This is a genomic window from Vibrio sinensis, assembly GCF_003605645.1.
Lineage (GTDB): Bacteria > Pseudomonadota > Gammaproteobacteria > Enterobacterales > Vibrionaceae > Vibrio > Vibrio sinensis.
The window spans coordinates 18,720-43,384 of record NZ_QVMU01000029.1; the positions used below are offsets into that span (position 1 = coordinate 18,720).

The 24,665-nt window shown below is 40.1% G+C and carries 19 protein-coding genes; 7 read left to right on the forward strand and 12 right to left on the reverse strand.

Annotation, left to right across the window (positions count from 1 at the left end):
* Positions 1-110: 110 nt before the first annotated feature.
* The 5 genes from DZ860_RS20465 to DZ860_RS20485 form a co-directional block, all read right to left on the reverse strand.
* Positions 111-1,808 (reverse strand): ATP-binding SpoIIE family protein phosphatase, encoded by a 1,698-nt coding sequence (locus DZ860_RS20465; protein ID WP_120034831.1) that lies wholly within the window; start codon positions 1,806-1,808, stop codon positions 111-113.
* A gap of 12 nt (positions 1,809-1,820) precedes the next feature.
* The gene (locus tag DZ860_RS20470) at positions 1,821-2,120 is read right to left on the reverse strand and encodes an STAS domain-containing protein (protein WP_120034833.1); all 300 of its coding nucleotides are present in this window, start codon (positions 2,118-2,120) and stop codon (positions 1,821-1,823) included.
* A 744-nt stretch (positions 2,121-2,864) separates the two neighbouring features.
* Positions 2,865-4,910, reverse strand: a complete 2,046-nt coding sequence (locus tag DZ860_RS20475; RefSeq protein WP_120034835.1) for a tRNA(Met) cytidine acetyltransferase TmcA domain-containing protein — start codon at positions 4,908-4,910, stop codon at positions 2,865-2,867.
* Positions 4,911-5,025: 115 nt separating this feature from the next.
* The gene (locus DZ860_RS20480) at positions 5,026-5,997 is read right to left on the reverse strand and encodes a ParB/RepB/Spo0J family partition protein (protein ID WP_120034837.1); all 972 of its coding nucleotides are present in this window, start codon (positions 5,995-5,997) and stop codon (positions 5,026-5,028) included.
* Between the two features lie 7 nt (positions 5,998-6,004).
* On the reverse strand, positions 6,005-7,222 hold the full coding sequence (locus DZ860_RS20485) for a ParA family protein (RefSeq protein ID WP_120034839.1): 1,218 nt from the start codon (positions 7,220-7,222) through the stop codon (positions 6,005-6,007).
* 1,264 nt (positions 7,223-8,486) lie between these two features.
* On the opposite strand from DZ860_RS20485, the gene DZ860_RS20490 reads away from it, so the two are divergent.
* From DZ860_RS20490 to DZ860_RS20505, 4 genes are all read left to right on the forward strand, one after another.
* Positions 8,487-10,457, forward strand: coding sequence for a replication initiator protein RctB domain-containing protein (locus tag DZ860_RS20490; RefSeq protein WP_120034841.1), 1,971 nt, complete (start codon positions 8,487-8,489; stop codon positions 10,455-10,457).
* 997 nt (positions 10,458-11,454) lie between these two features.
* Complete coding sequence (locus DZ860_RS20495) at positions 11,455-11,655, forward strand: hypothetical protein (protein ID WP_120034843.1); 201 nt, start codon at positions 11,455-11,457, stop codon at positions 11,653-11,655.
* 159 nt (positions 11,656-11,814) lie between these two features.
* The gene (locus DZ860_RS20500; protein ID WP_120034845.1) at positions 11,815-12,024 is read left to right on the forward strand and encodes a DUF3283 family protein; all 210 of its coding nucleotides are present in this window, start codon (positions 11,815-11,817) and stop codon (positions 12,022-12,024) included.
* A 143-nt stretch (positions 12,025-12,167) separates the two neighbouring features.
* Complete coding sequence (locus DZ860_RS20505; RefSeq protein WP_120034847.1) at positions 12,168-12,884, forward strand: YebC/PmpR family DNA-binding transcriptional regulator; 717 nt, start codon at positions 12,168-12,170, stop codon at positions 12,882-12,884.
* 132 nt (positions 12,885-13,016) lie between these two features.
* On the opposite strand, the gene rodA is transcribed toward DZ860_RS20505, so the two are convergent.
* Positions 13,017-14,099 carry a rod shape-determining protein RodA gene (gene rodA / locus DZ860_RS20510; protein WP_120034849.1) on the reverse strand — a complete coding sequence of 361 codons (1,083 nt, stop codon included), beginning with the start codon at positions 14,097-14,099 and terminating at the stop codon, positions 13,017-13,019.
* Between the two features lie 650 nt (positions 14,100-14,749).
* On the opposite strand from rodA, the gene DZ860_RS20515 reads away from it, so the two are divergent.
* Positions 14,750-15,505 carry a helix-turn-helix transcriptional regulator gene (locus DZ860_RS20515; RefSeq protein ID WP_165862944.1) on the forward strand — a complete coding sequence of 252 codons (756 nt, stop codon included), beginning with the start codon at positions 14,750-14,752 and terminating at the stop codon, positions 15,503-15,505.
* On the opposite strand, the gene DZ860_RS20520 is transcribed toward DZ860_RS20515, so the two are convergent.
* Both DZ860_RS20520 and DZ860_RS20525 read right to left on the reverse strand, forming a co-directional pair.
* Entirely contained in the window at positions 15,502-16,551 is a 1,050-nt protein-coding gene (locus DZ860_RS20520) for a DUF2955 domain-containing protein (protein WP_120034853.1), read from the reverse strand. The two genes, DZ860_RS20515 and DZ860_RS20520, sit on opposite strands and share 4 nt — an antisense overlap.
* An 8-nt stretch (positions 16,552-16,559) precedes the next feature.
* Complete coding sequence (locus tag DZ860_RS20525; protein WP_120034855.1) at positions 16,560-17,609, reverse strand: HlyD family secretion protein; 1,050 nt, start codon at positions 17,607-17,609, stop codon at positions 16,560-16,562.
* 243 nt (positions 17,610-17,852) lie between these two features.
* On the opposite strand from DZ860_RS20525, the gene DZ860_RS20530 reads away from it, so the two are divergent.
* Positions 17,853-18,746 (forward strand): LysR family transcriptional regulator, encoded by an 894-nt coding sequence (locus tag DZ860_RS20530; protein WP_120034857.1) that lies wholly within the window; start codon positions 17,853-17,855, stop codon positions 18,744-18,746.
* Between the two features lie 560 nt (positions 18,747-19,306).
* Here DZ860_RS20530 and DZ860_RS20535 read toward each other — a convergent pair.
* Both DZ860_RS20535 and DZ860_RS20540 read right to left on the reverse strand, forming a co-directional pair.
* Positions 19,307-20,968, reverse strand: a complete 1,662-nt coding sequence (locus DZ860_RS20535; RefSeq protein WP_120034858.1) for a methyl-accepting chemotaxis protein — start codon at positions 20,966-20,968, stop codon at positions 19,307-19,309.
* Positions 20,969-21,399: 431 nt separating this feature from the next.
* Positions 21,400-22,137: a DUF4344 domain-containing metallopeptidase gene (locus DZ860_RS20540; protein ID WP_120034860.1), complete on the reverse strand. Its 738-nt coding sequence runs from the start codon at positions 22,135-22,137 to the stop codon at positions 21,400-21,402.
* A 272-nt stretch (positions 22,138-22,409) separates the two neighbouring features.
* Between DZ860_RS20540 and DZ860_RS20545 the strand changes: the two genes are divergently transcribed.
* Entirely contained in the window at positions 22,410-22,766 is a 357-nt protein-coding gene (locus DZ860_RS20545; RefSeq protein ID WP_120034862.1) for a YibL family ribosome-associated protein, read from the forward strand.
* A gap of 322 nt (positions 22,767-23,088) precedes the next feature.
* Here DZ860_RS20545 and DZ860_RS24520 read toward each other — a convergent pair whose 3' ends face one another.
* Together DZ860_RS24520 and DZ860_RS20550 are read right to left on the reverse strand one after the other, a co-directional pair.
* Positions 23,089-23,250: a hypothetical protein gene (locus DZ860_RS24520; protein ID WP_165862945.1), complete on the reverse strand. Its 162-nt coding sequence runs from the start codon at positions 23,248-23,250 to the stop codon at positions 23,089-23,091.
* A 427-nt stretch (positions 23,251-23,677) separates the two neighbouring features.
* The gene (locus DZ860_RS20550; protein WP_120034864.1) at positions 23,678-24,625 is read right to left on the reverse strand and encodes an acyltransferase family protein; all 948 of its coding nucleotides are present in this window, start codon (positions 24,623-24,625) and stop codon (positions 23,678-23,680) included.
* Between the last annotated feature and the right edge of the window lie 40 nt (positions 24,626-24,665).

Consider the following 24,665-nt stretch of genomic DNA (forward strand, 5'->3'; position numbering starts at 1 on the left):
AATGATGACTGCATTGGCTCGTCTTTCAATAATTGTCGCGAGCACCATATTGTGAAGTTACTTGGGTCTATCACTTACATTTATCAGTCTTACCCATTTACAGTGTAAATTCACAATGATGATGGAAAGTGATGTGATGTATCGAAGCGATAGACCGCCGTCGCAACGGTCCCCTGTTTTGAATAAGTTAAAGAATCACACAACTCAGAGGCTAGTACGATACCTCTCCCGTAGGTGAGTTCTGTATTTTTCTCGCGCCGGATTGATTGATAGTCGAATCCTTTTCCGTTGTGTTCAAGTTCAATTACCAACGAGTTTTGACCGGGCTGATAGTCGAGCGTCAATTTAATCCATAAACGATCATCTAACTTAGCTAACTTTTCTTCTCTCATTTGGTAAAACAAAAAGAAACCATCAGGCCGTTCCTTAACACTAGAATCCATATCTAATAAACCATGTTCAATAGCATTAGAAAACAATTCTGATAATACCGAGCAAACTAAATCTAAATGAGGGCCGCCATTGACAATACCCGACAGATACCGTCTAACCTCATTCATGACGGTTGTGGTTCTCAGTACTTTTGCAGGAAAGTTTAATGTCGAATGCACAGGTAAACGACTCATGATATCGGTTGATTGTTCTAACTGAGAGTCTTGAGTACTGGATATTGGAAATTCCATCGACAGAATTGACAAGTCGTCTTCAACTGAACGATTAGCAAAATCTCGGACTGAATCGAACAGCGTCGGTATCACAGCTCGCCCACTTTTGAGTACTTGCTGTAACCGCTCTTCACCATATAATTCACCTTGACCATTCTTAGCCTCGATAACACCGTCGGTATAACAGACTATCTTTTGATCCGGCTCCATTTTCAAATGAACTAAATTCGTTTCAAATTCATGTGAACGCAGAACTCCCAACGGCATATGAGTTGACACCAATTTTCGTATTATTTCGCCATCACCATCCAGTATGTAACCATCAGGTAATCCTCCTCCCCACCAAGAAACTTCGAAACCATTTGCACGAACTTCAAAGATACTTGCTGAGAGCATCATCCCCATAGGTAAGAATCGAACCAAAGCATCATTGATCTCAGACACAATCTCCCCTAGAGATAGACCTTTCATCGCCATTGAAAAGAATGCTCTTGTCGCTGGTATCGCAGAAATTGCGGCTGGAAGACCATGTCCGGTTGCGTCTGCAATCATGACATACATACCACCGTGTGGTCGGTTAGCGACAACAATCAGGTCACCATTAAAAATCGTCGATGGCGTAGAAATATAATTAATGCCATAAATACTCTTAATCTGAGACCCCATCTCTTCTTTCAAATTAGAAAAGATAGATTCAGCAATAGCGTAGTCATAGCGTACTTGCTCATGGAATTGACTCAGCTCATCTCGTTGCGTCGTTACTTCGTTGTGCATCCTCACGATTCGCATATGTGCCTGTACTTTAGCAAGTAACACATTTCGTTCGACAGGCTTCAAAATAAAGTCATCACCTATCGCTAAGCAACGCTCAAACGAGATGTTATCGTCAAGTACCGTTAGAAAAATAATCGCTATATGTTGTTCCGAAAATGCATCCCGAATCAATTGGGCTGTAGTGAAGCCATCTTGGTCTGGCATCATCACATCCAGTAGAATCACATCTGGCAACATATCCATTTGCTGCATTTTTTCAATAAGTCCGATACCGGATTCAAAGCAATCTATCTGCCGAGAGACATTGGTTAACATGAAGCGACATAATTCTCTATTCGTTTCATGGTCGTCTACGATCATAATCCTCATAGCGTCACCCTATCATTCAATCTCAAACTTTTTATCAAAGCGAGAAATAGAAAGAACTTTACGCACTTGTGGCAAGGTGTTGGTAATACGTATATCCCCATCAGATTGTTCCAAATAGTTGTGCATATTAAGTAGCATGCCGAGCCCAGCACTATCTATGTAGTCCACTTTCCTCAAATCGATCGTGAATTGATACTCACGCTTATCAACGTAACAACGTCGAAACTGGTGAACTAAGTTAAATCCAAACGTCCCCACAACAGAAATAGTGACTGTTCGTGAGCAGCTATCGACTTCTGCTGATACTGACATCTTCCCCCCCTAAACATGACAAATCGGTATAGCTACCGCGTCATATAACCAAAGAATCTACTACCCGAAAACGCGCTATATGTGAAACACCATTCCAACTTAACAACCATGTTGTCGATACCACGAAGAAAAGAGGAAGTTTAAAAACAGAGACGGTTTCAAGAGCATTTGATTCTTCTATTAAATAAAATGTTCAAAGCAACAAACGCGCGACCTGACGGTCATATATAAAGAAAGAGTGCGAGTGATAGTGTCTTGGCTTCTTAAGTAACTGCATCACTACACAAACACCCTATTGAAGCGTTCACCTCTTTTAAATCGCAACCAACCGACACACTCCCCAATGAGAATATAGTTGCTTATGCAAAGTGTAGGAAACAATCATCAATTATCAATTCAAAATGTAACTTTTCATGTCACCAGCTTACGGATTACGTATTTTCAATTAGTTATAGTTGGGACTTAAACGCTGCCAATAATGATATTTATATCAGAAAACAGATTTACACTGTAAATTTGTGGTTCACTCTTGGAGATGACTGTTCATTATATCGCGGTTGTTGAAAGAAGAGTTGGAGGTAGAGGTGAAGGTAGCCACCGAGTTTACAGTGTAAATTGGGCTACCAAACAATGAACGAGATAACTAAATTCATTTACAGTGTAAATTACCAAATATGCACAAGAGACAAGAGACAAGAGACAAGAGACAAGAGACAAGGCAAGCATCTTGGCTCTTGTTCAAATTCACACAAGCAGTGCTTTGATATCTTCACGTAACTGACATTCTGTTTGTTTTCTTCCTGGGAAAGAAAACTCGTAACTACATTGCTGCCAAGTGTGATGCTGCAGCAACTTACGTATAATTAGATCTGACGTAGTTACGATAAGATTTGGGTTGCTCTGAATATAACGAGCTAGTAACGGCGCGACTGCTTCGTAGCTTGCGCCTCCAGCCAAATAATTCTTAACCAAAGGATGTGTTGATAAGGCGTGAGTTTGCTTATCGCTAACTTGAGCGAGTAAGCCAAAAAGAGAGCGCACCATATCGACTTCTAGTTCTGAATAAATGCCGGACAGAGAGTAATGGAAAGATAAAGAAAACAAATCAACTCCATCTTCTATCCACGCTTGATTACCTTTAACCATCAGTAAAGAGTGACACCCACTCGCTTGGTCTCTTTGAACACCAAGCTTCACGGGAACATAGTTATTCTTTTTCCAAAATGAAACTAAATCACTTGTTGCACCAAAGCTCGTTGAGTAAAAATCAAAATCACTATTCTCTTCAAGCTCCTGAATCATCCGCGCACCAATTCCAGTTCGTTGAACTGTTGGATGAACGGCAATTCGCATTACACGCAAACTAGATTGAAGAGCCGCTTTGGTAATACCCAACTGATGCGCAAGCGTAACTGGTGCTAAATGTCCTTTCGGTCGACGTCGTCCAAGTTGAATTTGTTCAACAAGTTCAGCGTCAAGGCAACCCTCGACAACCGAGATAGTACAACCGATACAAACATCATCTGAAAAGAGTGCATGCAGTAACATCGAATCGTCTGACAGCAACAACATCAAATCATTAGGGCTCGTTTGATAATGAGCATTCACCAATAGTGAAAAACAAGAACGTAATAGTTTTGGCGATTCAAACAATGTTTGTTTATCTAGAACCACCAAAGAAAAATCATTTTGAATGACCTCAAGAGCTAGGTTTTCTAATTCAACCTCTTCCAGTTCAACATCAAGAAGAAACGCTTGATAATGCCAGGTCTCAAGTGGGTCCCCACGGCTCCACCGAATAGGCTGTTCAATATGAAAAAAGACACTACCTGGACGCTGTTGACGAAGCCATTGCTGGAACTTCAAGGTAAAACCACGACCACACCCTTCATAACCATGAACAGTGGTAGAAAAAACGCAGCGATGATGTTGCTCTGTGATGCGTTTCAACATAGGGATAGGAATCGCAGACGCTTCATCAACCAATAGTAAATCACAGTCGAAACTTCGACTTAGTAAGTCATCTGGCGCAACAAATTCCAATCGGCTTAACTGATACGTAAAACATCCACGTTGCAAATCACCATCAGGGAGTTCACGCTGTGCATGCTCAAACAAAGGCTGAACACTTGCAAAACTTGGCGCAGTCACAACAATATGCATTTTGCGCGAACTCATTAACTGCGCAGCTGCAATACCAAGCGCACTTGTTTTACCTCTACCGCGATCAGCCGTTAAGACAAGCGGTCTTTTCCGATGTCCGGTGACCACTTTTTTTACTAACTCTATTGCTTGATTCTGTTCAGCAAAAACATCGAACGTCTGAGTCTCTTGGAGTAGAGGTAAGTTTGGTAAAACGAGGTTTTGGTTTAAACAAATCAATGAGCCGAATGATCGCTGTAACCAAGCTGATGAAAAACTTGCCGGCAAAGATTCAGGATTCAAAATTAAAAGAGCCCCTCCCCCTTTTAAAGTACCAAGAGCTGAGCTAAAAGAATTGGCGTCAAAGCCCCCTACGCAATCTACGATTAACAAACGGCACTCTTGACCGAGCAATTGCTGACCTTTGTTGTAAGCCACTTTTTTGGTAACAGGACCTAACTCTGATTCTCCAACCAGAAAAACCTTATGATTAACCTCAGAGCTTGATAGTGAGCATTGCAGAGATTCAGCCAAGTAACTAATTACGGTGGACTGCCAATCGACATCCCCTTGGATAGTGAGACCGACTCGATGGTTTGACGCAGCAAGTTGGTTAACGAGTGATGATAAATAAGTTTGGATATCCATAAGTGACAACAAGAATCAAAGATAGCTCTAGTATATCAATTACAAATAAAAAAGCGGGTAAAATGAGTAAGAGGTAAACGCTAGACAAAAAAAAGCCGCTAAACGCGGCTTAATTCTAATTCAATTTACTTGAAACAAAATCGAGGATTTCTTGCATGGTCGCATCATCAACCTTTTTCAGGTTAAGAGCTAAATTTGAGCCCTTGCGGCTGTAACTTACACGTCCTTTGACAAGATCTATTTTATTACTGACCACTTTTTTGCTTGGTGATAACTCTTCAATCCATGCTTCAATCATTTCTGAAACATCTTTTGTAATTCGAGAAACACCTTGTGCCTGGCTACGTTGCCAAACAAATCCATTATCATTACGACATTTGTCTAGTAACAGCTGACGGTTTTCATCATTCAACTGATGAAATTGTTTGTGCAACTTAACAATGGTAGGTCGACCTAAATCACCCACATTTGGATAAGCTTGTAAGACTTCAAGAGGTAAATCTGCCGCTTTCAAAGCACCACTAACAAGAGCCTCACTACATTGGAACATTTTCGCTAAAGATTTTTGATCTTCTGCTTCACCACTATTGAGCTTAGCTTGCATTTCTTTACCTTTCTCAAATAGAGATAAAGGCTTATGAGCGTTAGCAACGTCTGAAAGAAATTTAGCATGTTCACTATTGATGTTTTCACCAACGTAAATCAAAAACTCTCGCTCAGCAAGAATACATGACATACGACGGCGGCTACCATCTAAGACTTCGATTTTACCATCTTCACGCTTACGACCAACGGCTGGATATTGTTGTCCACGTTCACGCAACGTAACCAGCACATCAGAAAGCGCATGTTCATTTAAGAATGACTGTTCACGAGCATTTTCTGCGAAAACAACCGTATCTAGTGCAACACGGCCTGCTGGAATTTTTACTAACTCAAAAGAAACCAATTCTTCGCCGGCGACAGACAATTCAATGACCTGCGCTTGTTCTTTCGCAGCTTGTTGCGCTTCTTGTGGCGTAGTCGCTAAACGTTTATTTTGTTTACCAAACAATCGAGCATTTAAGTCTGAGGTTTTAATTGCCATTTTTTATTTATCCTTGATTCAGCGATGACCAATGGCTATGCAGCACACGTTCTAATTCTAATGCACTTTTTTGAACCGCGTCTTGAGCAGTTAAGAGCGTCTTCTTGCCGCCCTCAAAATCACTCACAGTTAAATCAAAAACAGTGCTGTAAGTATCGGCACAAGTTTCAAATGCACGACTACGAGGAATCGTCGCCATCATTACTTGGTCACCAAGCAAATAATTCATCTCGGTTAACACCGCTACTTGTTTTTTATTGTCGTCTTCAAACATCGTTGGCATAAGACGAACAAATTCGAGTCCTTTCCAATCTTGTGGGAACATTTCATACACAGTTGGTAAATGCTGGAAGAAGTTAACGGTTGATGCCCAGTCCAAACGTTTTGCAGCACACGGAATCAATAATGCGTTTGAAGCATACATTGCGTTCCATACTAGAGGGTCAACGTGAGGTCCGGTATCGATCATAATGACATCGAAGTCATCACCAATTTTGTCGATTAACTTTTCTTTCAGTAGTTTTACTATATCTAGAGACTGGTCTTGCGAAAGATTCTGCCAAGCCTCAGCGTTAAACATCGCATCTTCAGGAAAAGCTGATACGGTTTTTAGGTTTGGATACTGAGTTGGCAACAATACATTTCTGCGCAAGAATTCCAGATCAACATCGACACCATCAGGGACATTGTCTAGCATAATATCGACCGCTGAATAGATATTATCGTGATCAGAAATACTGATTTGGGGATTCAAAAATAAACGTAGTGACCCTTGTGGATCTAAGTCGATAAGACAAATACGGTAGCGCTTATCTAGGTTTAATGCCAAGCAACCAGCTAGGTGAACGGCTGTCATCGACTTACCGGTCCCACCCTTTTGGTTCTGAACATTAACAATCCAAGGCTTGTTTCCAACGTGATTTTTACGCTCATGGAATTTAGGCACTTCTGCCGCGTCCATCAGCATATGGGCTTCATGCAAAGAGATAGAATAGTGGTTGGCATTATTCTTTGTAAATTGGTGGCCAGAACTTTCTAATTTACCGATAGCTTCATCTAACTTACGACGAGTCAGACCCGAACGGGTTTCCATCAACGCTTTCGACATTGGAGGGAAATGCTCTTCACGACGTTCTTCTAAAACGATTTCAATTCGATCTGCTTGAACCTGCGCTGTCTGTTCCGCTAAGCGAACAAGATTATCAATGGTCTGTTCTCTTTTCATTGCCAAATTCCATAATTAATTAACAAAAACAATTGTACAGCATATTAGTTAAATTACAATAAAAAGGTGAACATTCACTTATTGATTACAATCACATTAATTAGATTTATTTGTATCATTTAAGTGAATAGTGGTAAAAAAATAGACAAATGATTCTGAATTTACCGTGTAAAAAGTGGTTCGAATTACCACAAATTAAAAGTGTTACACTGTCACTCATTTACAATGTAAATATGATGAATTTCTATGATATTGGTTAAAAAAAACACCGGAACGATTAAAAAAACAGAACAAGTTACGGACAATGTAATTTGGAGTTGTAAATTACGATAGTTTTCACAAATATCCGCTAAAAATAGAGAACCTTAGTTAATCTTGATCTAAATGAATAATAAAGTGCTGCTTCCGCAACGATGATCAAGGCAGATACTTGATCATGCTTTCGGCACGAAATGACCTATCAGGAAGAATGATCAAGAGATTTTCTTTCGCATATTAAATGAATGAGATCGTACTATTCAATGATCGTTGTTCGGATCAATGATCAAGTGTATAGGAACTCCGGAAGCATATAAATTCATGGCTAACTTACGGACGAATGTAGGCAGACTAAGGTTTTGTGACAATTTAGAAGCTAATTGGCTCTAAAGTTGAAACGCAAGTAGAAATAGGAACGGTATCAAGCCAATTCCATGATCATGCTTTCATAACTTCTATCGAAAAGCTATTACGTCAGGCTTTCACTATCTCAATGCATTTCAAGTTTCGATTAAACAAAAAAACAAACAATTCATAATAAAACCCAGCAAAATGACGCTACCTTGATCATTGTTTCGGAAAAATTGGTATGAAGATAGCGAGGTTATTATTCATGAACGTCTTTAAATCGTAGAATCAAAGATCCCTCCTGTGGATAACATGTGCAAGGATGATGATCATGCTTCAGATTGCACGTTGATCATGCATTCAAAGTCATTATGATCATAGTTCTAACGAGAATTGATCATGCTTTCCTGTTGAGTATGATCATCGTTTCGTTGATCGCATGATCATGCTTTCATGTTAAATTTAAAATACATGTTTATTATCAGAAGCTTGCGTGGGGTTTTTCTGCCTGATCAATAGATCATATAATCACTTAAGATCAGTTTAATCAAAAAGATCAGTTATTTAAAACAACAAGATTTTTCTTTATTTCTGATCTATTTTTCTTTATTCTTCGGAACCATAGCAAATCTACGGTCAATGTGACGCGGATCCAAAAATGAATTCAGAAACAAAAATATTGATCAAAGCCCCAAGAAGCCACAAAGACGGCCATTTGTTTGAAGTGTCCGAAGCAGCTATTGATTGGGTAGAGCAATACCAACACTTCAAAGGTGTCACCAAAAGTATTGTTGAATTATTGAATCTGATCTCGTTACGTGGATTTCGAAGTCAAGATGGTCTAGTGTCAACGACAGAATTAATTATCGCAACCGATGGGAAGCTCACCCGAGCAGCCATTCAACAGCGATTACGCGCAGCCGTAAGTATTGGTTTATTTCAACAAACTCCTGTTCGCTTCGAAGAGGGTTTAGCTGGAAAAACCATGCTTCACCGGTTTGTGAATCCAAATCAGCTAATCTCAGTACTGGGTGCTACAAGCCTAGTTACTGAGACAGTAAAGCAAACTGAAAAACAAAAACGATCAAAAGCTTTAGCTCAAACACAAGTAAACAAACGTTTATTAAATGAATATGGTTTGAATACCCCACCAGCAATGAAAGATGAGGCAGATCAATTTGTCGTTTCACCGACTAACTGGGCTGGGATCATTGATCAGGCATTAGCGCCACCGCGCACACGTAAAAATTATCAGAAAACCATGGTTTCCATTTCTGGCACCCGCGCGGTGATCGAAACAAGATCATCGAAAAATATCATGACCGTCGACGATCTAATGACATTATTTGCTCTGTTTACTCTGACAGTTCAATACCACGATCATCATCAACACCAATATCAACTTGATGCTAAGCACGCTCCAAATAAAACGCCATTGTACATAACAGATATTTTGTCGTTGCGTGGAAAGAAAGATAGCGGCCCAGCTCGAGATTCGATTCGTGACAGTATTGACCGTATTGAATTTACCGATTTTCAATTACACGAACTGACAGGACGCTGGTTAAGTGAAAACATGCCAGAGGGCTTTAAGAGCGATCGTTTTCGTTTTATAGCCAGAACCATTACTGCATCAGAAGAAGCACCTACAGAGGGCGCTGATGGCGAAATACGTATTAAACCGAACCTATACATCTTAGTTTGGGAACCGTCTTTCTATGAAGAGCTGTTAACACGAGATTATTTCTTCCTGTTCCCACCTGAAATTTTAAGACAACATACGTTAGTGTTTCAGCTCTACAGCTATTTCCGTAGTCGTATGGCACGTCGTCACAGCGACATGATGATGCTTTCTGATTTGAATCAAAAACTCGCTCGTAACATTGAGTGGCGACGTTTCTCTATGGATTTGATCCGTGAATTGAGAAAACTTTCCGATGGCGATGGAAGCGACGATCTTTTTGCTGTGAATCTTTGGGGTTATCATTTGACGATCAGTACGGTGATCTCAAAAGGTAAGATCCAGGATTACCAGATCGATATCCAATGTGATGTCGAAGAAGTACTTCGTTATTCTCGCGCTCGAACCACTAATGCTGGCAAACGAAACATGGCGCCAACTATGCCTAACCCATTAAGAAATGAAATGGTTTCTCGTCAACGTTTGGATGAGTTATCGCAAATCATTGATGGTGAGTTTGAGCCTATTCAGCGCAAAGAGCGTTCTCCCAAAGGGAATTTAGGTCGTCGCGTTAAACTACGTAAACACCTTGTTGAGATCAATGCTGACGAAATTACCATAACCTTATCGAAATATACCTCTCCAGAGGCTCTAGAACGCAGTATAGGAGCTTTGTCTGCCATGACAGGGCATTCCCCTAACTCGATCAAAGAAGAGTGCTTAGAATTGATTGAGAAGCTTGATTGGTTAAAAGTTGGAAAAGAAGTTATTCCTTATGAAACGTTGAGCCGGATCGTTGAACTATACAATGATCAAAGCAACAACAAACATTTGTCGATTGAACGTTTACTCGCGGGTTTAGCGGTACGACGTAAAGTTTGCAAGCAAGTTTATGAAGGGCACATTGACGAAACTGTGTTTCGTGCACTTGATGAGGTTGCTGTTTAGTCGTGGCAGGTGAGTGGTTTGACTAAAAAACAAACAATTCTACGACATGGCGCTGACAGGTAACTGACATTGACTACTTTGATAGTCATTATGATTACAACCGAATAGACAACCTTTTGTTCTTATCTGATGAATTAGGGTTCCACCTCTAATAGATTGGCTCATATTGTTACATTCATTCTGAATTGTTTTGCGAGTTCTCTGAGCTCGCTTTTTTTTGCGTCAAATTTCATAAAGCTGTGGCGGTAATGATCAACACTCTACTTGATCATTGTTCCGTGGTATCGATGGATCCAGCCTATTTATTCGTATTCTTCCTTGATCATCTTTCCGCTATACCCTCTTTCTATTTAGCTACGATGGGGAAATCAGACATTGCAACAATAGTCTTAATAAACCATCAAGCTATCCGCAGTATGTATCTATTGGGCACAACAGTGACTAGGAGGAGTTAATAGAAAGGCAGTAAGATCAAATTAACATGTGTACTTTCACCTTGATCATGCTTCCCAATTTTTAAGATGGGACGAATAAGAGCCTCTGATGTACCGATCTTGTTGCTATCTTGTTTCGCAGCTTTCGTGCCAACCTAAAATCCATCAGCCTTATGTTTAAGTGACCAAGAGATTAGTAATGTTGATTTCAAGAATCACGACGAAGTAACGCAACAACTTTTATATTCAATTTAGATCTGGTTTTTCTGGAATACTTGATAGTTAAATAAATTGTTATTTGAACATTAAATTTTGTGGTTTATATGGTTGATTTCTTAGTGCTGTAAGCGAGGGTAAATGAGAGGTAGATCGAGGTATTTTTGGTAAGGGAATTTTTGAATGTACTGTGTCTTAGCCCTTTGTGCAAAAGGAATTTCACCAAAAATTCAATTGAATGGTTGAACTCATATCAAAATCACATTCTGGTACTAAAAGGCTTAACAAACTTGTGTCTAATTTGGTAAAGATTAACTGTCCCTGACATGGTTCATTCGGAGGTTCAAATGTCCATAAATTCAATAGACCATGACCAAATTACTCACATTGCAACGAACAAGTGGGACTTCACGGAAGAAGTTAATTCACAAAAGCTAGCATCTGGTGTGAAATGCGCCGAAGCGAGACGTCGTATTGAAGCGATGCGCGAAATTCGCGAGAGTGGCCTTACAATGGAAGAAGCAAGAGAGTTAGGTCTGATTCACTAGAGAGTGTTTTGTCATCATCTGGTCGTTCGGGTGGCGAAAGTGCCACCCGATGTTTATTTTTTCGGTTTTGCCTAGATTAATTATTGCTTTCCCCTCTTAATATTGCTGTTTGGTGTGTTATATTCCACCCTCATAATTTTTCTGATACCGAGAACCAGCATGTCAATCAACCTGTCACTTCTTCCACCAGGTGAAAAAAACAAGATTGAGCTCGATAAGCAAGCTTCGTTTTTGATCTGGAAGTTAAGGGAAGCGAAAGCGACCCCAGACGAGATTGATCAGCAGGCGACCAAGATCCTCGATGAGCAGGAGAAAGCCTGGTTCTTACAGTCGGTTGAAAAATATAAGCGAGTAATGGGCGTAGCATAAATCTCGATGAATAATCTTGGTTATTGAAAGAGATAGCCAGTGAAAGTCGAATGGCGTTCATTCCTCTGCAAAAAGGTGAAATTGAAATGGTCGCACTTTTTGCTAAAATCCTTCGCATAAATTGAATTAGAGAGAACATCCCAATGGGAAGAAGTTTTGAAGTGCGCAAAGCCTCTATGGCGAAAACTGCAGGCGCAAAAATTAAAGTTTATTCCAAGTACGGTAAAGAAATTTACATGAGCGCCAAAAATGGCGGTTCAGATCCAGACATGAACTTGTCACTTAAGCACCTTATTGCTAAAGCGAAGAAAGACCAAGTTCCTGCGCACGTTATCGATAAAGCGCTTGATAAAGCAAACGGCGGCGGTGGTGAAGATTACCAACCAGCTCGTTACGAGGGTTTTACTCCTGGTGGCGCTAGTGTGATTGTTGACTGTCTGACTGACAACGGTAACCGTACGTTCCAAGATGTTCGCCAATGCTTCGTGAAAACAGGCGCTAAAATTGGTGTTGCTGGTACCGTATCCCACATGTTCGATCACCAAGCTGTATTCCAGTTTAAAGGTGAAGACGAAGAAGCAGTACTTGAAGCGCTAATGATGGCGGATTGTGATGTTGCTGATATCGAACTAGAAGATGGCGTGATCACAGTTTACGCTCCTAACACGGAGTTCTTCAAAGTGAAGACTGCGCTAGCGGCTGAATACCCAGAGCTAACGTTAGACGTTGAAGAAATCACGTTTGTACCTCAAACGTACACAGAGATCTCGGCAGATGACCAAGAGAAATTCCAGAAGTTCCTTGATCTTCTAGAAGACTGTGATGACGTTCAGCAGGTTTACCACAACGCTGAAGTTTAATTACCAAGCGTAGTGTGAAAAAAGGCTTCCATATGGAAGCCTTTTTTGTTGGTTGTTGACCATGTTCCGTCCTGAAATGTATTTACACCTGAGGACTCATTATGGCAACGTCAATCACCCATTGAACAGAGGTCAACCTGGTCTAGATTGTGTTTTGCACAATGACATGATGATACCAAAGCAGATACCTTGAGTAATCATTGCAGTACCACCATAGCTAAAGAATGGTAGAGGGCTGCCCATAACCGGTAGTAAGCCGCTTACCATGCCTGTATTGATAAAGGCATAAAGAAAGAAGCTCAGCGCAAGTGAGCCGCATACCAAGCGGTTATAAGCACGATTACACTTACAGGCTAGCCATAAAGCTCGCAAAGTAATGAATAAGTACAGTGCTAAGAGCAGAACACAGCCAATAAATCCCCATTCTTCTGCGTATGTCGAAAAAATAAAATCGGTATGGCTTTCTGGAATGAAACCAAGGTGACCTTGGGTCGCATTTGTCCACCCTTTTCCTTTAATTCCCCCTGAACCAATAGCAATCAGTGATTGGATAATTTGGTAACCAGAACCTAACGGATCTGATTCCGGGTTAAGAAATTGGAACACACGCTTTTTCTGATAGGTTTCCATAACAAAGAACCATAGCAGTGGAACAAGCGTAATAACGGTTCCTGCAAATCCCCCAATAATCTTCCAACTCATTCCTGCAAAATAGAGCACAAAAAGTGCGTAAATCATGGTGAAAATGGCCCCATCTAGATCGGGTTGAATAAAAATCAGCCCCGTTGGGATCGCGGTAATGATCAGCGCGTAAACTATTTTAATAAAACTTGGTCGCCCACCTTCGATTTGTAAAAACCAAGCGACCATCATTGGGATGGCGAGTTTGATTAACTCTGAGGGTTGGAAACGAAATGATCCAATGGCTAACCAACGCTGGGATCCATTGGTACTGTCGCCGGCTAAGGCCACAGCAAGAAGTAAACTGACCGCACATACATACAGGTATGGCGTAAAGCGCTGGTAAAGGCGCGATGGTACGGCAGACATAATTACAATACAGGAAATGGAAATGAAACATCGAATAAGATGATTCAGCATCATAGGCTCGCTAAAGCCGCTGGCACTCCAGATCGTCATTGAACTGAGTAGCATGACGCACATCACCGCTAATAACAGCGGTAGATCAAGCTGGGGAAGTGGAAATTTCTTCAATTAATTATACTCATAAACGCCAAAATGAAAGGGAAAACACAATAAGAGTCTGAGTGTTTCTTATTGTCCCATACATACCGAAGCTAAAAATCCATTTTGCTGCATCTAGATAGGTCATCGACTCAAAAGAGTGAGAGCACTATGTAAATGCGATAAAAATAATGATTCAGCTCTACGCTAAGGGGGCTGATACGTCCTACGACACTCGAGATATCATTGCTAAGCAGATTGTGCTGGCGATAGGTAAGTGGTGTTAGGTGAGTCGCCATGCGGCAGAACAGCACACTGAGCAATAAAGCGAGCAGAGTATACCTGCTGATTTAACTGTCATGAAGTAGATAAAACGTACTCTTTTGAGTAATCACAAAGTTAAACTCAATAAATATGTGATTACTCACTATAGAAACAGAGAGTTAACGATTAATACGAGAGATGAATTTCATTTTCCAATCGCTTTATTTCACTATCTGATGAACATTTTTTGAAAAATGGTTTTTACACGAGTTAATGGATGATATTGGCAGAGGAAAGATCGATAATCCTGTCGATTTATACGCTGATTTTGAAGGTATGCTATGCATTTTGGTCGGATTGTAAGAGACAAAATATCGTTAGAGCCCTTTTGTTTAAATCGAACTGTTTTTGTTGTTATGAATGGATATAACGGTCAATTCATCATTAATGATCAGTCGATTAAAAGCGTGAATCGTAAGCTTATCATACTCCCTGCTGGTACAAGATTAGGGTGTCGTTTAGATAAGCAAAACGAACAGGGCAATGTTGAATTTATTACTGTTGATGATGGCGACTTGAAAGTATTGAGTCAGAAAATCAAAAGCCTTAAAGAGATCGATGCTAAACGAGTAAAAAATGTAGGAGTTGAGTATCTACTTGTTGATGATGAACAACTCATCGAGTTATTTAGTGCTCACGCGATTGTTCGTGAGAGTCGGTTAAACTCTAAACAGTTCAGTCTCTATTTACGACAGAGTGTGTTTTTTATGCTTGAAACTATCTACTCCGGTGGTTTTGATATTACTGTACTCTTTAAAGAGATCTGTAATGAAAGCAATAAAGAGAAACTGACTAAAATGTTCATGAAAGATCCGACTAAGCATTGGACTTTAGACAATACATCAAAAGCGCTCTTTATGAGCTCTTCCACTTTGAGGCGGCAGTTATTGAGGGAAAATACCTCGTTCGTAAAAATATTGAATGATGTAAAGCTAGGTATTGCACTGAATTACCTCACGTTTTCAAACATGTCGATATCAAAAATTAGCGAGCTGTCTGGCTTTAATAGTTGTGCCTATTTTTGTACGACGTTTAAAAAAAAGTACCATGAAACACCGTATAGCTTTAGAGCGTCATCCAAATCCCTCAACAAAGGCGGAAAAGAGCTTTAATGTTGGGAGTGATGCGATGTCGAGAGCCCATTGTTACCAGATTCCTGTAATGACCCCTTATTGTTTATAAGCGCAGTTAGGTGGTATAGACCCCACAATATAAATAACGTAACAGAAAGCTCCCAAGCGCGTAAAAAGGTGCTTTCTAAGCCTATTTGATGACTTGTGATATAGAGTTGGATAGGCAGCATGGTCGCAAGCAGTGCATCAGCATGTGTATCTCGTGCAATCCCCTGACTTTTCGCCATAACAGCACTGATCGTAAAACTAAGTAAGCCTAATCCTAAAGTGTAAAACCCAATATTTGATTGATGATTTGCCATGATCACGGAAAAGATGATCGCAATAGCACAGCCACCCACTTGAGTTTGAAAGCGTTGGTTAACCACGTTAAGAAATCCAGTCCGCGTGGTTTGAATCGCAGCGGCAATGACGGGAACCAAGCAAAATGTTGCTGATATTAGGTCGACAATCATTAGAGCGGCCACTCCACCTCCAATCAGGGCTAACGAGATATAACGGTTTTCAAAACTGACCGGCATATCTATCATTTGGCGCGGTTTTCCCGCAGGCTTAACGGGAAATAACCAGATCATTGATTTAGCCACGAACGTTGTGATCACCATTGCTATCAATATTTCATGTAAACGAGTTGGCATGTCCATCGTGGTATGTTGTGAAAAAATCACAATCAGGATCCAGTTAAATGTAGGCATCAGCATTGCGCCTTGTTTGGCTGGATTTGTCGCTCTGCGGCGCATGAAATCAAAAAACAGCAAGCTAATCGTCCAAATGACGAATGGGTGCTCTGAAAACACTTCTGAAATGACTAAAGCGATACTGGCAGCAATAAAAGTCGGCATAAATGTTTTCGCGAATCCACGCCATGAATAGTCTTTACCTTTCGTCATAATAAGAGTCGGGTAAAGCGCGAAGTAGACTGGAGATTGGAAGTCGAATAACTTGCCTATAAGCATACACAGCGTGATGGTCAGTGCCATCCGCAGTGCTTCATTTCGTTGTGATGGCGTATCAAACTTGAACATAACAACTCCTAATAAGCAAAACGAAATAGTGCAACGATATGGATCCACGCATCACCGATCGTATCAATTAAAGGGTTACCATTTTCTACGATAACACTGGCGCGAGATCCTGCGATCAGGCTTGGATTAAGATCTTTTACATCAATGCGCGTTCTGATTTTTTGTTGTTCGCGGATCCAACGTGTATCGTTGATCACATTAGAAAGTTCAGCGCTATTATTATCAGTATCTCGAATTGCCCGTTCTTGGGTGGTGATATAGCCATGAAATACTTGCCCTGGAATTGCATCAAACGCGATCAGAACAGGTTGGTTCGCAATCAGTTTGTTCATCCCTTTTTCATTAAAATCTGCACTTAGCCAAGTGTTACTCTCATTTACGACAAATAAAGCCAGCGCGCCTTGATTGATGTAGCTACCTGCTTGGAGTTGTAAGTTGGTGATTACCCCTCGAGTTTGTGCGACCACGGTTGTGCGTTCTAAATCTAATTGAGCACTAGCTAGTTTGGCTTCAGCAAGTTGAATAGAGGCACTTTTATCCTGATTGGACAGTTCTACTTCAATGCGGCGCACTTCTGCTTGGGCTGCTTCAACTGCGCTCTGTGCGACGTGGTCATCAGTACGAGAGTCTTCATAAGTTTGTTCAGTTATCAGTCCTTTACTTTGTAGTACTTGGTTACGTGCCAGTTTGTGGAGGCTGTTTTGTCGCTCATATTGACGTTGTTTCAAAGTTTGTTTTACTGATGCTAGTTGTTGCCATTTTGCAGAGTCTGCCTCACGAGCTTGTTTTAGCTCCGCTTTCGCTTGATTTACTTTGAGTTGGTAACTGCTTGGATCAATAGAAAATAGAGCCTCTCCTTTTGATACTTGTTGGCCATTTTTAACCATTACCTTGCTAACAACGCCGGACACTTCAGGAGCAATATTGGCGATCGTCCGATGTAAAGCGGCTTGTGTGGTGAATGGAGACACATTATCTGAAATAAGCAGAAAGGCAGAAAACAACACCGTGATCGAGAAAACAACATAAATGGTGTATTTGTAAAAGGTCTCTTTCATATTGATTCCTTATCGTTGGCTCGTGTTACTAAAACGAGAGATAAAAAGGGAATGAGTGCGTTTAAACCATGTTTTGTGAGGCATGTTTTTTAAGGCATGTTTTGTAAACCATGCTTTCTGAATAAGGGCTTCTAAATCACTTCAGCCTATGAGCATACATAAAGTGCCTATGAGTTAACCGCTCTCTACTGGTGAATACTGTATACTGATGCAATATTGGAAAAAATAAGCAGTTTAAGAACTATGACTTCCATATTTGGAAATATTGATGATCTCTATTTATTCTGTTCTGTGGTGGAAGAGGGCTCTTTGCAGGCAGCGGCACGACAATTGAAGCTGCCGGTTTCTACCATGTCTCGACGCTTATCCGCCCTTGAATCTAGGTTAAACATTAAGTTATTAGAGAAGCAGGGACGTGAGTTGGTGGCTACGCAAACTGGCCAAGATGCGTTTGTGGCATTACAAAGTGGAATGGAAGCGATTGAAATTGGAATGCAGCAACTGGTTTCGAATCAATCGGAAGTTACGGGAAAAATTAAAATGGCACTGCCACATAATTTCTACCGAGGTTTCGTCGGAGAGGTGATTGCTGAGTTTCTACAACAATATCCTAAAGTGACGTTAGATCTGGTTTTAAGTCAGGAGCAGGTGCTGCCTCAAACAGATCGCGATCTATTGATGACGTTTGATATTGACGGTTTAGAGGATATGGTCGCAAGACCTTTATTCGAAGCGCAACATGGCTTTTATACCAGTCCAGAATACCTTGCACGCCATGGTGATAAGATAAACCAATTACAAACATTGGCTTCTCTTGATTGGGTGTCGGTGGATCACATGACGGAAATTCCGGTTTATGAGGGAGAGCAGTTGATTGAAATCATGGAGATACACCCCAAGCTGGTTGTTAATGACATTATGGCGGTGCTTTCTGCTGCAGAAAAAGGACTAGGTGTTGCCTCACTTCCTGTTCGTTACGTTACACCGGAAATGAATTTAGTATCAGTTTTACCACAATATCACCGGAATGGGCGTCAAGCTTATCTTGTTTACAAGCCACGTCGTTATCAACCTAAAGCGTTGACGCTATTAATTGAAACTTTACTTGATAAAGTGAAACCGCTTCGTGGTGAATAGCGGTTGATAATAGGTCTTTTGTTTTGTGTGGGGGAGGGAGAGGATACAGATAAAAAAGCACCACCCTTCGGTGGTGCGTGTGACAGGAATTTATCACTAAATCTCTTGGAGGAACAACGGTTAACCCGTTGTAGAGAACTGCTATTCATCATCTAGTTAGGTTGCGCACTTTATATTGCTAGAAGGCGAATAACGATCGTTAAGAACATTGATATCGAATGATATCTGGCGGTGATCATTCGATGGGGTGCACAATAAATTATCTCAAAATAGAAATATAGAGTGGGTGAGTGAGTTGAGCAGATGCTGAAACAAAGTGCAGAAATGCTTTAAATCAATTTGGTGTTCGATGATGATTGTTCAATGACTATCGCATGGCTATCACTTAAAGATAGTGGACAACCAATGAAAGGTAACTTAGTCAAGGCCAGTGGATGACCATGACTAAGTTACGATTGGTTAAGCTGGGTATTGTAGGTTAAATAATTGCTTGATATGCAATCGATTGATTGGTTGCATATCAAGGTGTCATGGGCATAATCGATGCCGGCCTTATCGTTTTACACTGTAAAGCGATCGACTAATTCGTATAGCTTATTCGCTCGTTGGTTGAGATCTTGACTTCCAGCTCGGTTTTCGTTGGCAAGTTGCGCTGATTGGAGGCTTTGGTCTGAAATAACCACAATACGCTCTGAGATTTCATGGCCAACAATACTTTGTTCTTCTGTTGCTGTAGCAATGAGTGCGTTCATGTCCATGATAGTTGCGACAGAACCTTGGATTTTAATCAAAGCATCAGCAGCTGCTTTAGCCTCTGCAACGGTCGTTGCGCTACGTGTTTGACTGGAGTTCATCGCTTTCACTGCGGCATCAGATGCGGATTTTAACTGTTTAATCATTTGATGGATTTCACCTGTACTGTCTTGCGTGCGGCTTGCTAGTTGACGCACTTCATCAGCAACAACGGCGAAACCACGACCTTGCTCACCTGCACGAGCAGCTTCAATAGCGGCATTGAGGGCTAACAGGTTGGTTTGTTCTGCAATATCTTGAATTACCCCGAGTGACGTTGAAATGGTTTGTACATCACCCTCTAATCGAGAAATGACAAGGTTAGCTTGTTGCACTTCTTCTGCTAAAGCTTCTACTGATTGTGCTGCAGCATCAACAGTTTGTTGAGCTTCTTTCGCATTATCATCCGCTTCTTTGGCTGATTGAGCGGCTTGACTAGCATTATTAGATATTTCTTGAGCTGTGGTTGTCATCTCTGTCATTGCGGTAGCGACCTGCTCAGTTTCATTTCGCTGACTTTCTGCTAATTGATCGACCTGAGTGGCACGTGAGGACATGTTCGTGGTTTCTGTTACGACTTCTTGACCTACAGTACTGACGTTACGGATGATCGATTGTAGACTCTCAACGAAACGGTTGAAGTTTTGACTGAGTTTTGCAAATTCAGGGACATTAAATTGTTCCATTCTTGCCGTGAGATCGGCATCGCCAGTGGCAAATGATGCGATAGAAGAATCTAATAGTTCGATAGGTTTTAAAATCGTACGGTTAACCCACATAGCGAATACACAGACAACGGTAGCGATCAAAAGACAGAATAAAGCTATGGTCGTGAGTGTTGAAGTTAGAACCCCATAAGCACTGGTTTCCATTTCAGCGATGATTGCATCTATATCGTCAGTATAGAATCCTGTTCCTAAGACCAAATCCCATTGAGGGATATAGACAGAGTAGCTGAGCTTAGGTAAAGCTTCCGTTGAGTTTGGTTTTGGAAAGTAGTAGGTGGTAAATTGATCGTTGTAGCTGTTATCTATCAGCTCTTTAATCAAATAGTTGCCTCGTTTATCTTGTAAATTGATGAAATTATCACCAATACCATCCGTGCTTTCACCTACGACGATACGTTCACCGTTTGAGCTGTAACCGAAGATATAGCCAGACTCACCATACTTGAATGAACGGAGTGTCGGTAGTGCATCTTCTAAACTGGTGTTTGTATCGAGTAGTGGTTGAAGCGAGGAAAGTGCAATTTGCATGTAGGACTTTAGTTCATCTTGCTTCATTTGCATCATGTTGCTTCGAGTCGACTCAGACTCCATATGTACCAGTTCTTCTGTTTTTACAAAAGTTACAGCCATCATACCCAGCGCCATAAGCAATAAAGGCACAATGGTTAAAGCGTAGAGGCGGCTTTTTATCGATAAGTTCATGGGTGTTTCCTATATAGTCAGCTAATTATTCGGCCTATTTTTCTGTTATTGCTGCACTGGCAGCAAATCATAGGCTCTGCTTTGTTAGTGTGGTGTTTTTTATAATGTGGCTAAATGTTATCTTTTTATCGACATTAATGTAGCAATCTTGATAGCAAATTTGTTGTACCACTGTGTTTTTAGGTGGTTTTTTGCTCAGAATTATGACTTGAAAAGGTATTTGGTTGGAAATAACAGGGGAAATATAACGTTGTTGGTATTTGATAAAATTGTCGAGATGATATCGGATAGGAATTAACGGGGCTGATTAGTTATGTTATATAGCTATGTAATTTAGTAATTTAGTAATTTAGCTATGTCGTTTAACGATGCGCTTTAATGCTTCAGTTTAACCCCGATCATCCATAATATTAAGGCTTGCTTATGGCTTTTTATTGAGTGAAGTAATGATGCCAATTATCGGAAATGGCTTGGTATTGATAGACACAGAATTCTTTTCTTTCACTTAGATAACTATTTTCTACTTCATCAAGTAGGTTCTGATGTTTCTTTGGATCACTGCCGTAGACTAAGCACAATGTTGAAAAGTAGCGTTGCAAGTCAAAACTATGTTCATCGATATATTCACCGAAGTCGTAATAGTCAGGACGTGAATCGGATTCAAAAGCGAACATATCAGCAGCACTGATTGCGGCTTCATCACCTTGTTCTGTGTATTCAATCATTAACACAGCCGAAAAATTGTCAACGGCATCTTCTTCTTTACCTAAAATCGGTATGTTTTGATCGGCAATATAGGCATGACCAGCTTCATGCAGCAAGGTATGTAACAGCGTATCTATAGCACCAGATTGAACCGACTTACCAAAACGTTGCTGATACTCATTTTTATCAAAATACCCAATGGTTTCTGTATAGAAGTGATAGGGGATCTGGATTTGGTGGGATTGTGGGTCATATAAAGGCCCATCTTTACTTCCGTATTGCACGGTGAGTGGTTGATTGAATGTAAAATGTGTTTGTGACAGATTGATGAGAATTTCGTTTATACCGCTGGCTTTGATGGTTTCGAGTGTGTTTGCCTCTTGTTTTGAAGTGACTGGAAGATATTCGATATGGATAGCGAGTACGGCTTGATCGGATGCATTGGCTAAGGTGACCGCAAACATCGTTGGTATAAGTAACCCGCCTAAAGTGATTCGAGATGAGAATATTTTCACGTGTTTTACCTACTAAGAGTTTGCTCTTCTTATAGATTGGCACAAAACGAGTTAATCGTATGTGAAATGTTCTGGCGAATGGAGGCCTTGCCGAAAAGAGTCGAGAAAAAACGTGATATGTTTCAAATAATATCGATGAATTGACTTGTCTATATTATAATTAGAGCGAACCGATGTGCTGTGCTATAGTCAGCGCCCTTTAATATTCGACAGAGAAAGTCATGAGCATTAAGCAAGATATTCAAAAAATTAACAACCGTGTAGACAGTTGTCAGCGTAAACTCGATGCCGCGAAAGCTCGTGGCGATAATGCGATGGTCAGCAAATTTACCGATGACCTCGAAAAACTGTCGAAAACACAAAGTTCTTTGAAGCATAAGCAGCAGTACGATCTGAATAAAGAGCGTAGAGATCTGTCTGATATGCCATTTTCACGTGAAATTACCAAGCTTGAACAGGCAGACTTAGGTCAATTGAAGAAAAAAGTGAAAGGTTTAGTCATTGTTCACCCAATGACTAAGATTGGTAAGCAGCTTCGCGTTGATGTGATGACAGGTTTTGCGCCAAAACCTTTCTAAGAATAACACCAGTTTTAAAAACGCCGACTTCAAAGAGTCGGCGTTTTTGTTTCCGATTCTATTTTCGAATGGTTTGATGTAAAAGAGTTCAGATGATCATGCCTTGAGAAAGAAAACATCTTCTTAATTCAATCATCATTGATATCGCGCAGAAGTCATTAGTGAGTTTGCGAATGGGGTGGTCTTAATTTAAATGCTGAAGTGGTTGATGGAGGATTTATAGCGAGGGGAGTGGGATGTATTTTAAATATTGCGTAGGCGATACTCTTTGCGTTTAGCTTAGTGAGTATCGCTTTTATGCACTTCCATGTAATAGTCCTTGTTACATTGCCCAAGTCAGGCTAAGCAGGAGAATTACCGCTGCAGTTGATACAAATAACACCGCTAATGTCGCGATCTCAGCCAATGTAGATGTTGGTGCGTTATCAACATTTTTAGTTTCAGAGTCAGTTTTTAGTAAAGATAAAAGTGCAGAATTCAGCATTACCTTGTTCCTTATGTGTGATTTATGTTTAATTTGTAGATTAATTTTCGCTCAATATGTGACTTAGGTCAAATTAAAATAGTATTTTTATTACTATTTTTTTGATTTCATGATTTGGAATCAATGCTGCCAGGGAATGCGATGAGAAATTCAATATTGGGGAGTTAGCTAGAAGTATATCGCTTCTTTTATAAAGCTAGTAATATTTAATAAAGTATAGCTTTAATTATTAATATTTAGAAACAATATAGGTTGATTGAGTTGTTATCGACATCGCCTATGAATGCAGGTGACTCGACTTTGATTATTCATTATTTTTGGTGCCATTGAGCAGATGATGTTAGGTCAAGTTACCCCTAAACTAGAGGGCAACCAGAGATAACGATGCTCCCAAAATTGATATGTTCCAAAATCGAACAAGTTTACATCAAAGGATAAATTTGAATCGATAGTTCATTTTAATCAAGATGTAGGAGGAGAATGCGGATAGGAGAATCGTCAATAAACTGATATGAGTATGTCCTAGTTCCGTAACTTTCTTTAATAGCAAAATAAAAAATGGATGTATAAAGTAAATAGCACTTGAAACGAGAGCTAAGTTTTTTATAGGTGTTGTAAGATCTAAATTAATAATCCAAAGAAATAGGGCAGGACATATAATGATAAGCGATAAGTAATTATCAAACCCACCATGATTATGTTCATTATTAAAATTAAACCAACTTTCAAATAACAGTAGTAATAAACCTGATAAAGTTATTGTACTGATAATCCATGGTTGTACGTTTATTGATGTTCGCAATCGGTTAAACAAAAATCCAATATAGAAAAATGGAAACCCGATAAATAAAAAATTCCTATGCATATAAGTTGTATTCATTGTTTCATTAATTGATTTTGTATTGAAAAAATCATAGTTACCGCTATATTGAATTAACACTCCTGTGATAAATAGTAATATCGACAAAATAAATCCAACACGCATATTTTTTCTAAATAAGTAGGTCATTATTGCGGCGCCTATCATAGCTGGAAGGTACCATAGGTGGTGATAGCCAATTAGAATGGTACGCGCTATTTCAGATGCGCTATAAAGTTGAGGTTTCATCCAAAAGTATATATAAAACACCATCCAAAAGACGTAAAGTGCAGAAATTCTTTTTAACCAATATGTTAGTTTGTGTGAGTTATTAATCGATGTGAAATAGAATCCACTAACTATAAAAAAGAATGGTACGGCAATCCTAAATAGCCCTTGGGTACTTATATAATAACCCAAATCATTGGTGTCAATTAAAAATTGACCATGTATACCCACAACCATGATGGCGAGTAGTATTTTTGTTGCATCTAAAACTAAGTTTCTATTTTCCATATCTCTATTTTGTCAATTAAGTGATGGGAAAATGTTAATA

Bases quoted from the DNA above. Each gene is read 5' to 3' on its own strand.
- DZ860_RS20500 (WP_120034845.1), top strand. From the start codon at position 11,815: ATGTCAATCAACCTGTCACTTCTTCCACCAGGTGAAAAAAACAAGATT.
- DZ860_RS20490 (WP_120034841.1), top strand. From the start codon at position 8,487: ATGAATTCAGAAACAAAAATATTGATCAAAGCCCCAAGAAGCCACAAA.
- DZ860_RS20535 (WP_120034858.1), bottom strand. From the start codon at position 20,968: ATGAACTTATCGATAAAAAGCCGCCTCTACGCTTTAACCATTGTGCCT.
- DZ860_RS20495 (WP_120034843.1), top strand. From the start codon at position 11,455: ATGTCCATAAATTCAATAGACCATGACCAAATTACTCACATTGCAACG.
- DZ860_RS20545 (WP_120034862.1), top strand. From the start codon at position 22,410: ATGAGCATTAAGCAAGATATTCAAAAAATTAACAACCGTGTAGACAGT.
- DZ860_RS20520 (WP_120034853.1), bottom strand. From the start codon at position 16,551: ATGTTCAAGTTTGATACGCCATCACAACGAAATGAAGCACTGCGGATG.
- DZ860_RS20525 (WP_120034855.1), bottom strand. From the start codon at position 17,609: ATGAAAGAGACCTTTTACAAATACACCATTTATGTTGTTTTCTCGATC.
- DZ860_RS20485 (WP_120034839.1), bottom strand. From the start codon at position 7,222: ATGAAAAGAGAACAGACCATTGATAATCTTGTTCGCTTAGCGGAACAG.
- DZ860_RS20475 (WP_120034835.1), bottom strand. From the start codon at position 4,910: ATGGATATCCAAACTTATTTATCATCACTCGTTAACCAACTTGCTGCG.
- DZ860_RS20465 (WP_120034831.1), bottom strand. From the start codon at position 1,808: ATGAGGATTATGATCGTAGACGACCATGAAACGAATAGAGAATTATGT.
- DZ860_RS20505 (WP_120034847.1), top strand. From the start codon at position 12,168: ATGGGAAGAAGTTTTGAAGTGCGCAAAGCCTCTATGGCGAAAACTGCA.
- DZ860_RS20470 (WP_120034833.1), bottom strand. From the start codon at position 2,120: ATGTCAGTATCAGCAGAAGTCGATAGCTGCTCACGAACAGTCACTATT.
- DZ860_RS20515 (WP_165862944.1), top strand. From the start codon at position 14,750: ATGAATGGATATAACGGTCAATTCATCATTAATGATCAGTCGATTAAA.
- DZ860_RS20540 (WP_120034860.1), bottom strand. From the start codon at position 22,137: ATGTTTGCGGTCACCTTAGCCAATGCATCCGATCAAGCCGTACTCGCT.
- DZ860_RS20480 (WP_120034837.1), bottom strand. From the start codon at position 5,997: ATGGCAATTAAAACCTCAGACTTAAATGCTCGATTGTTTGGTAAACAA.
- DZ860_RS24520 (WP_165862945.1), bottom strand. From the start codon at position 23,250: ATGCTGAATTCTGCACTTTTATCTTTACTAAAAACTGACTCTGAAACT.
- DZ860_RS20550 (WP_120034864.1), bottom strand. From the start codon at position 24,625: ATGGAAAATAGAAACTTAGTTTTAGATGCAACAAAAATACTACTCGCC.
- DZ860_RS20530 (WP_120034857.1), top strand. From the start codon at position 17,853: ATGACTTCCATATTTGGAAATATTGATGATCTCTATTTATTCTGTTCT.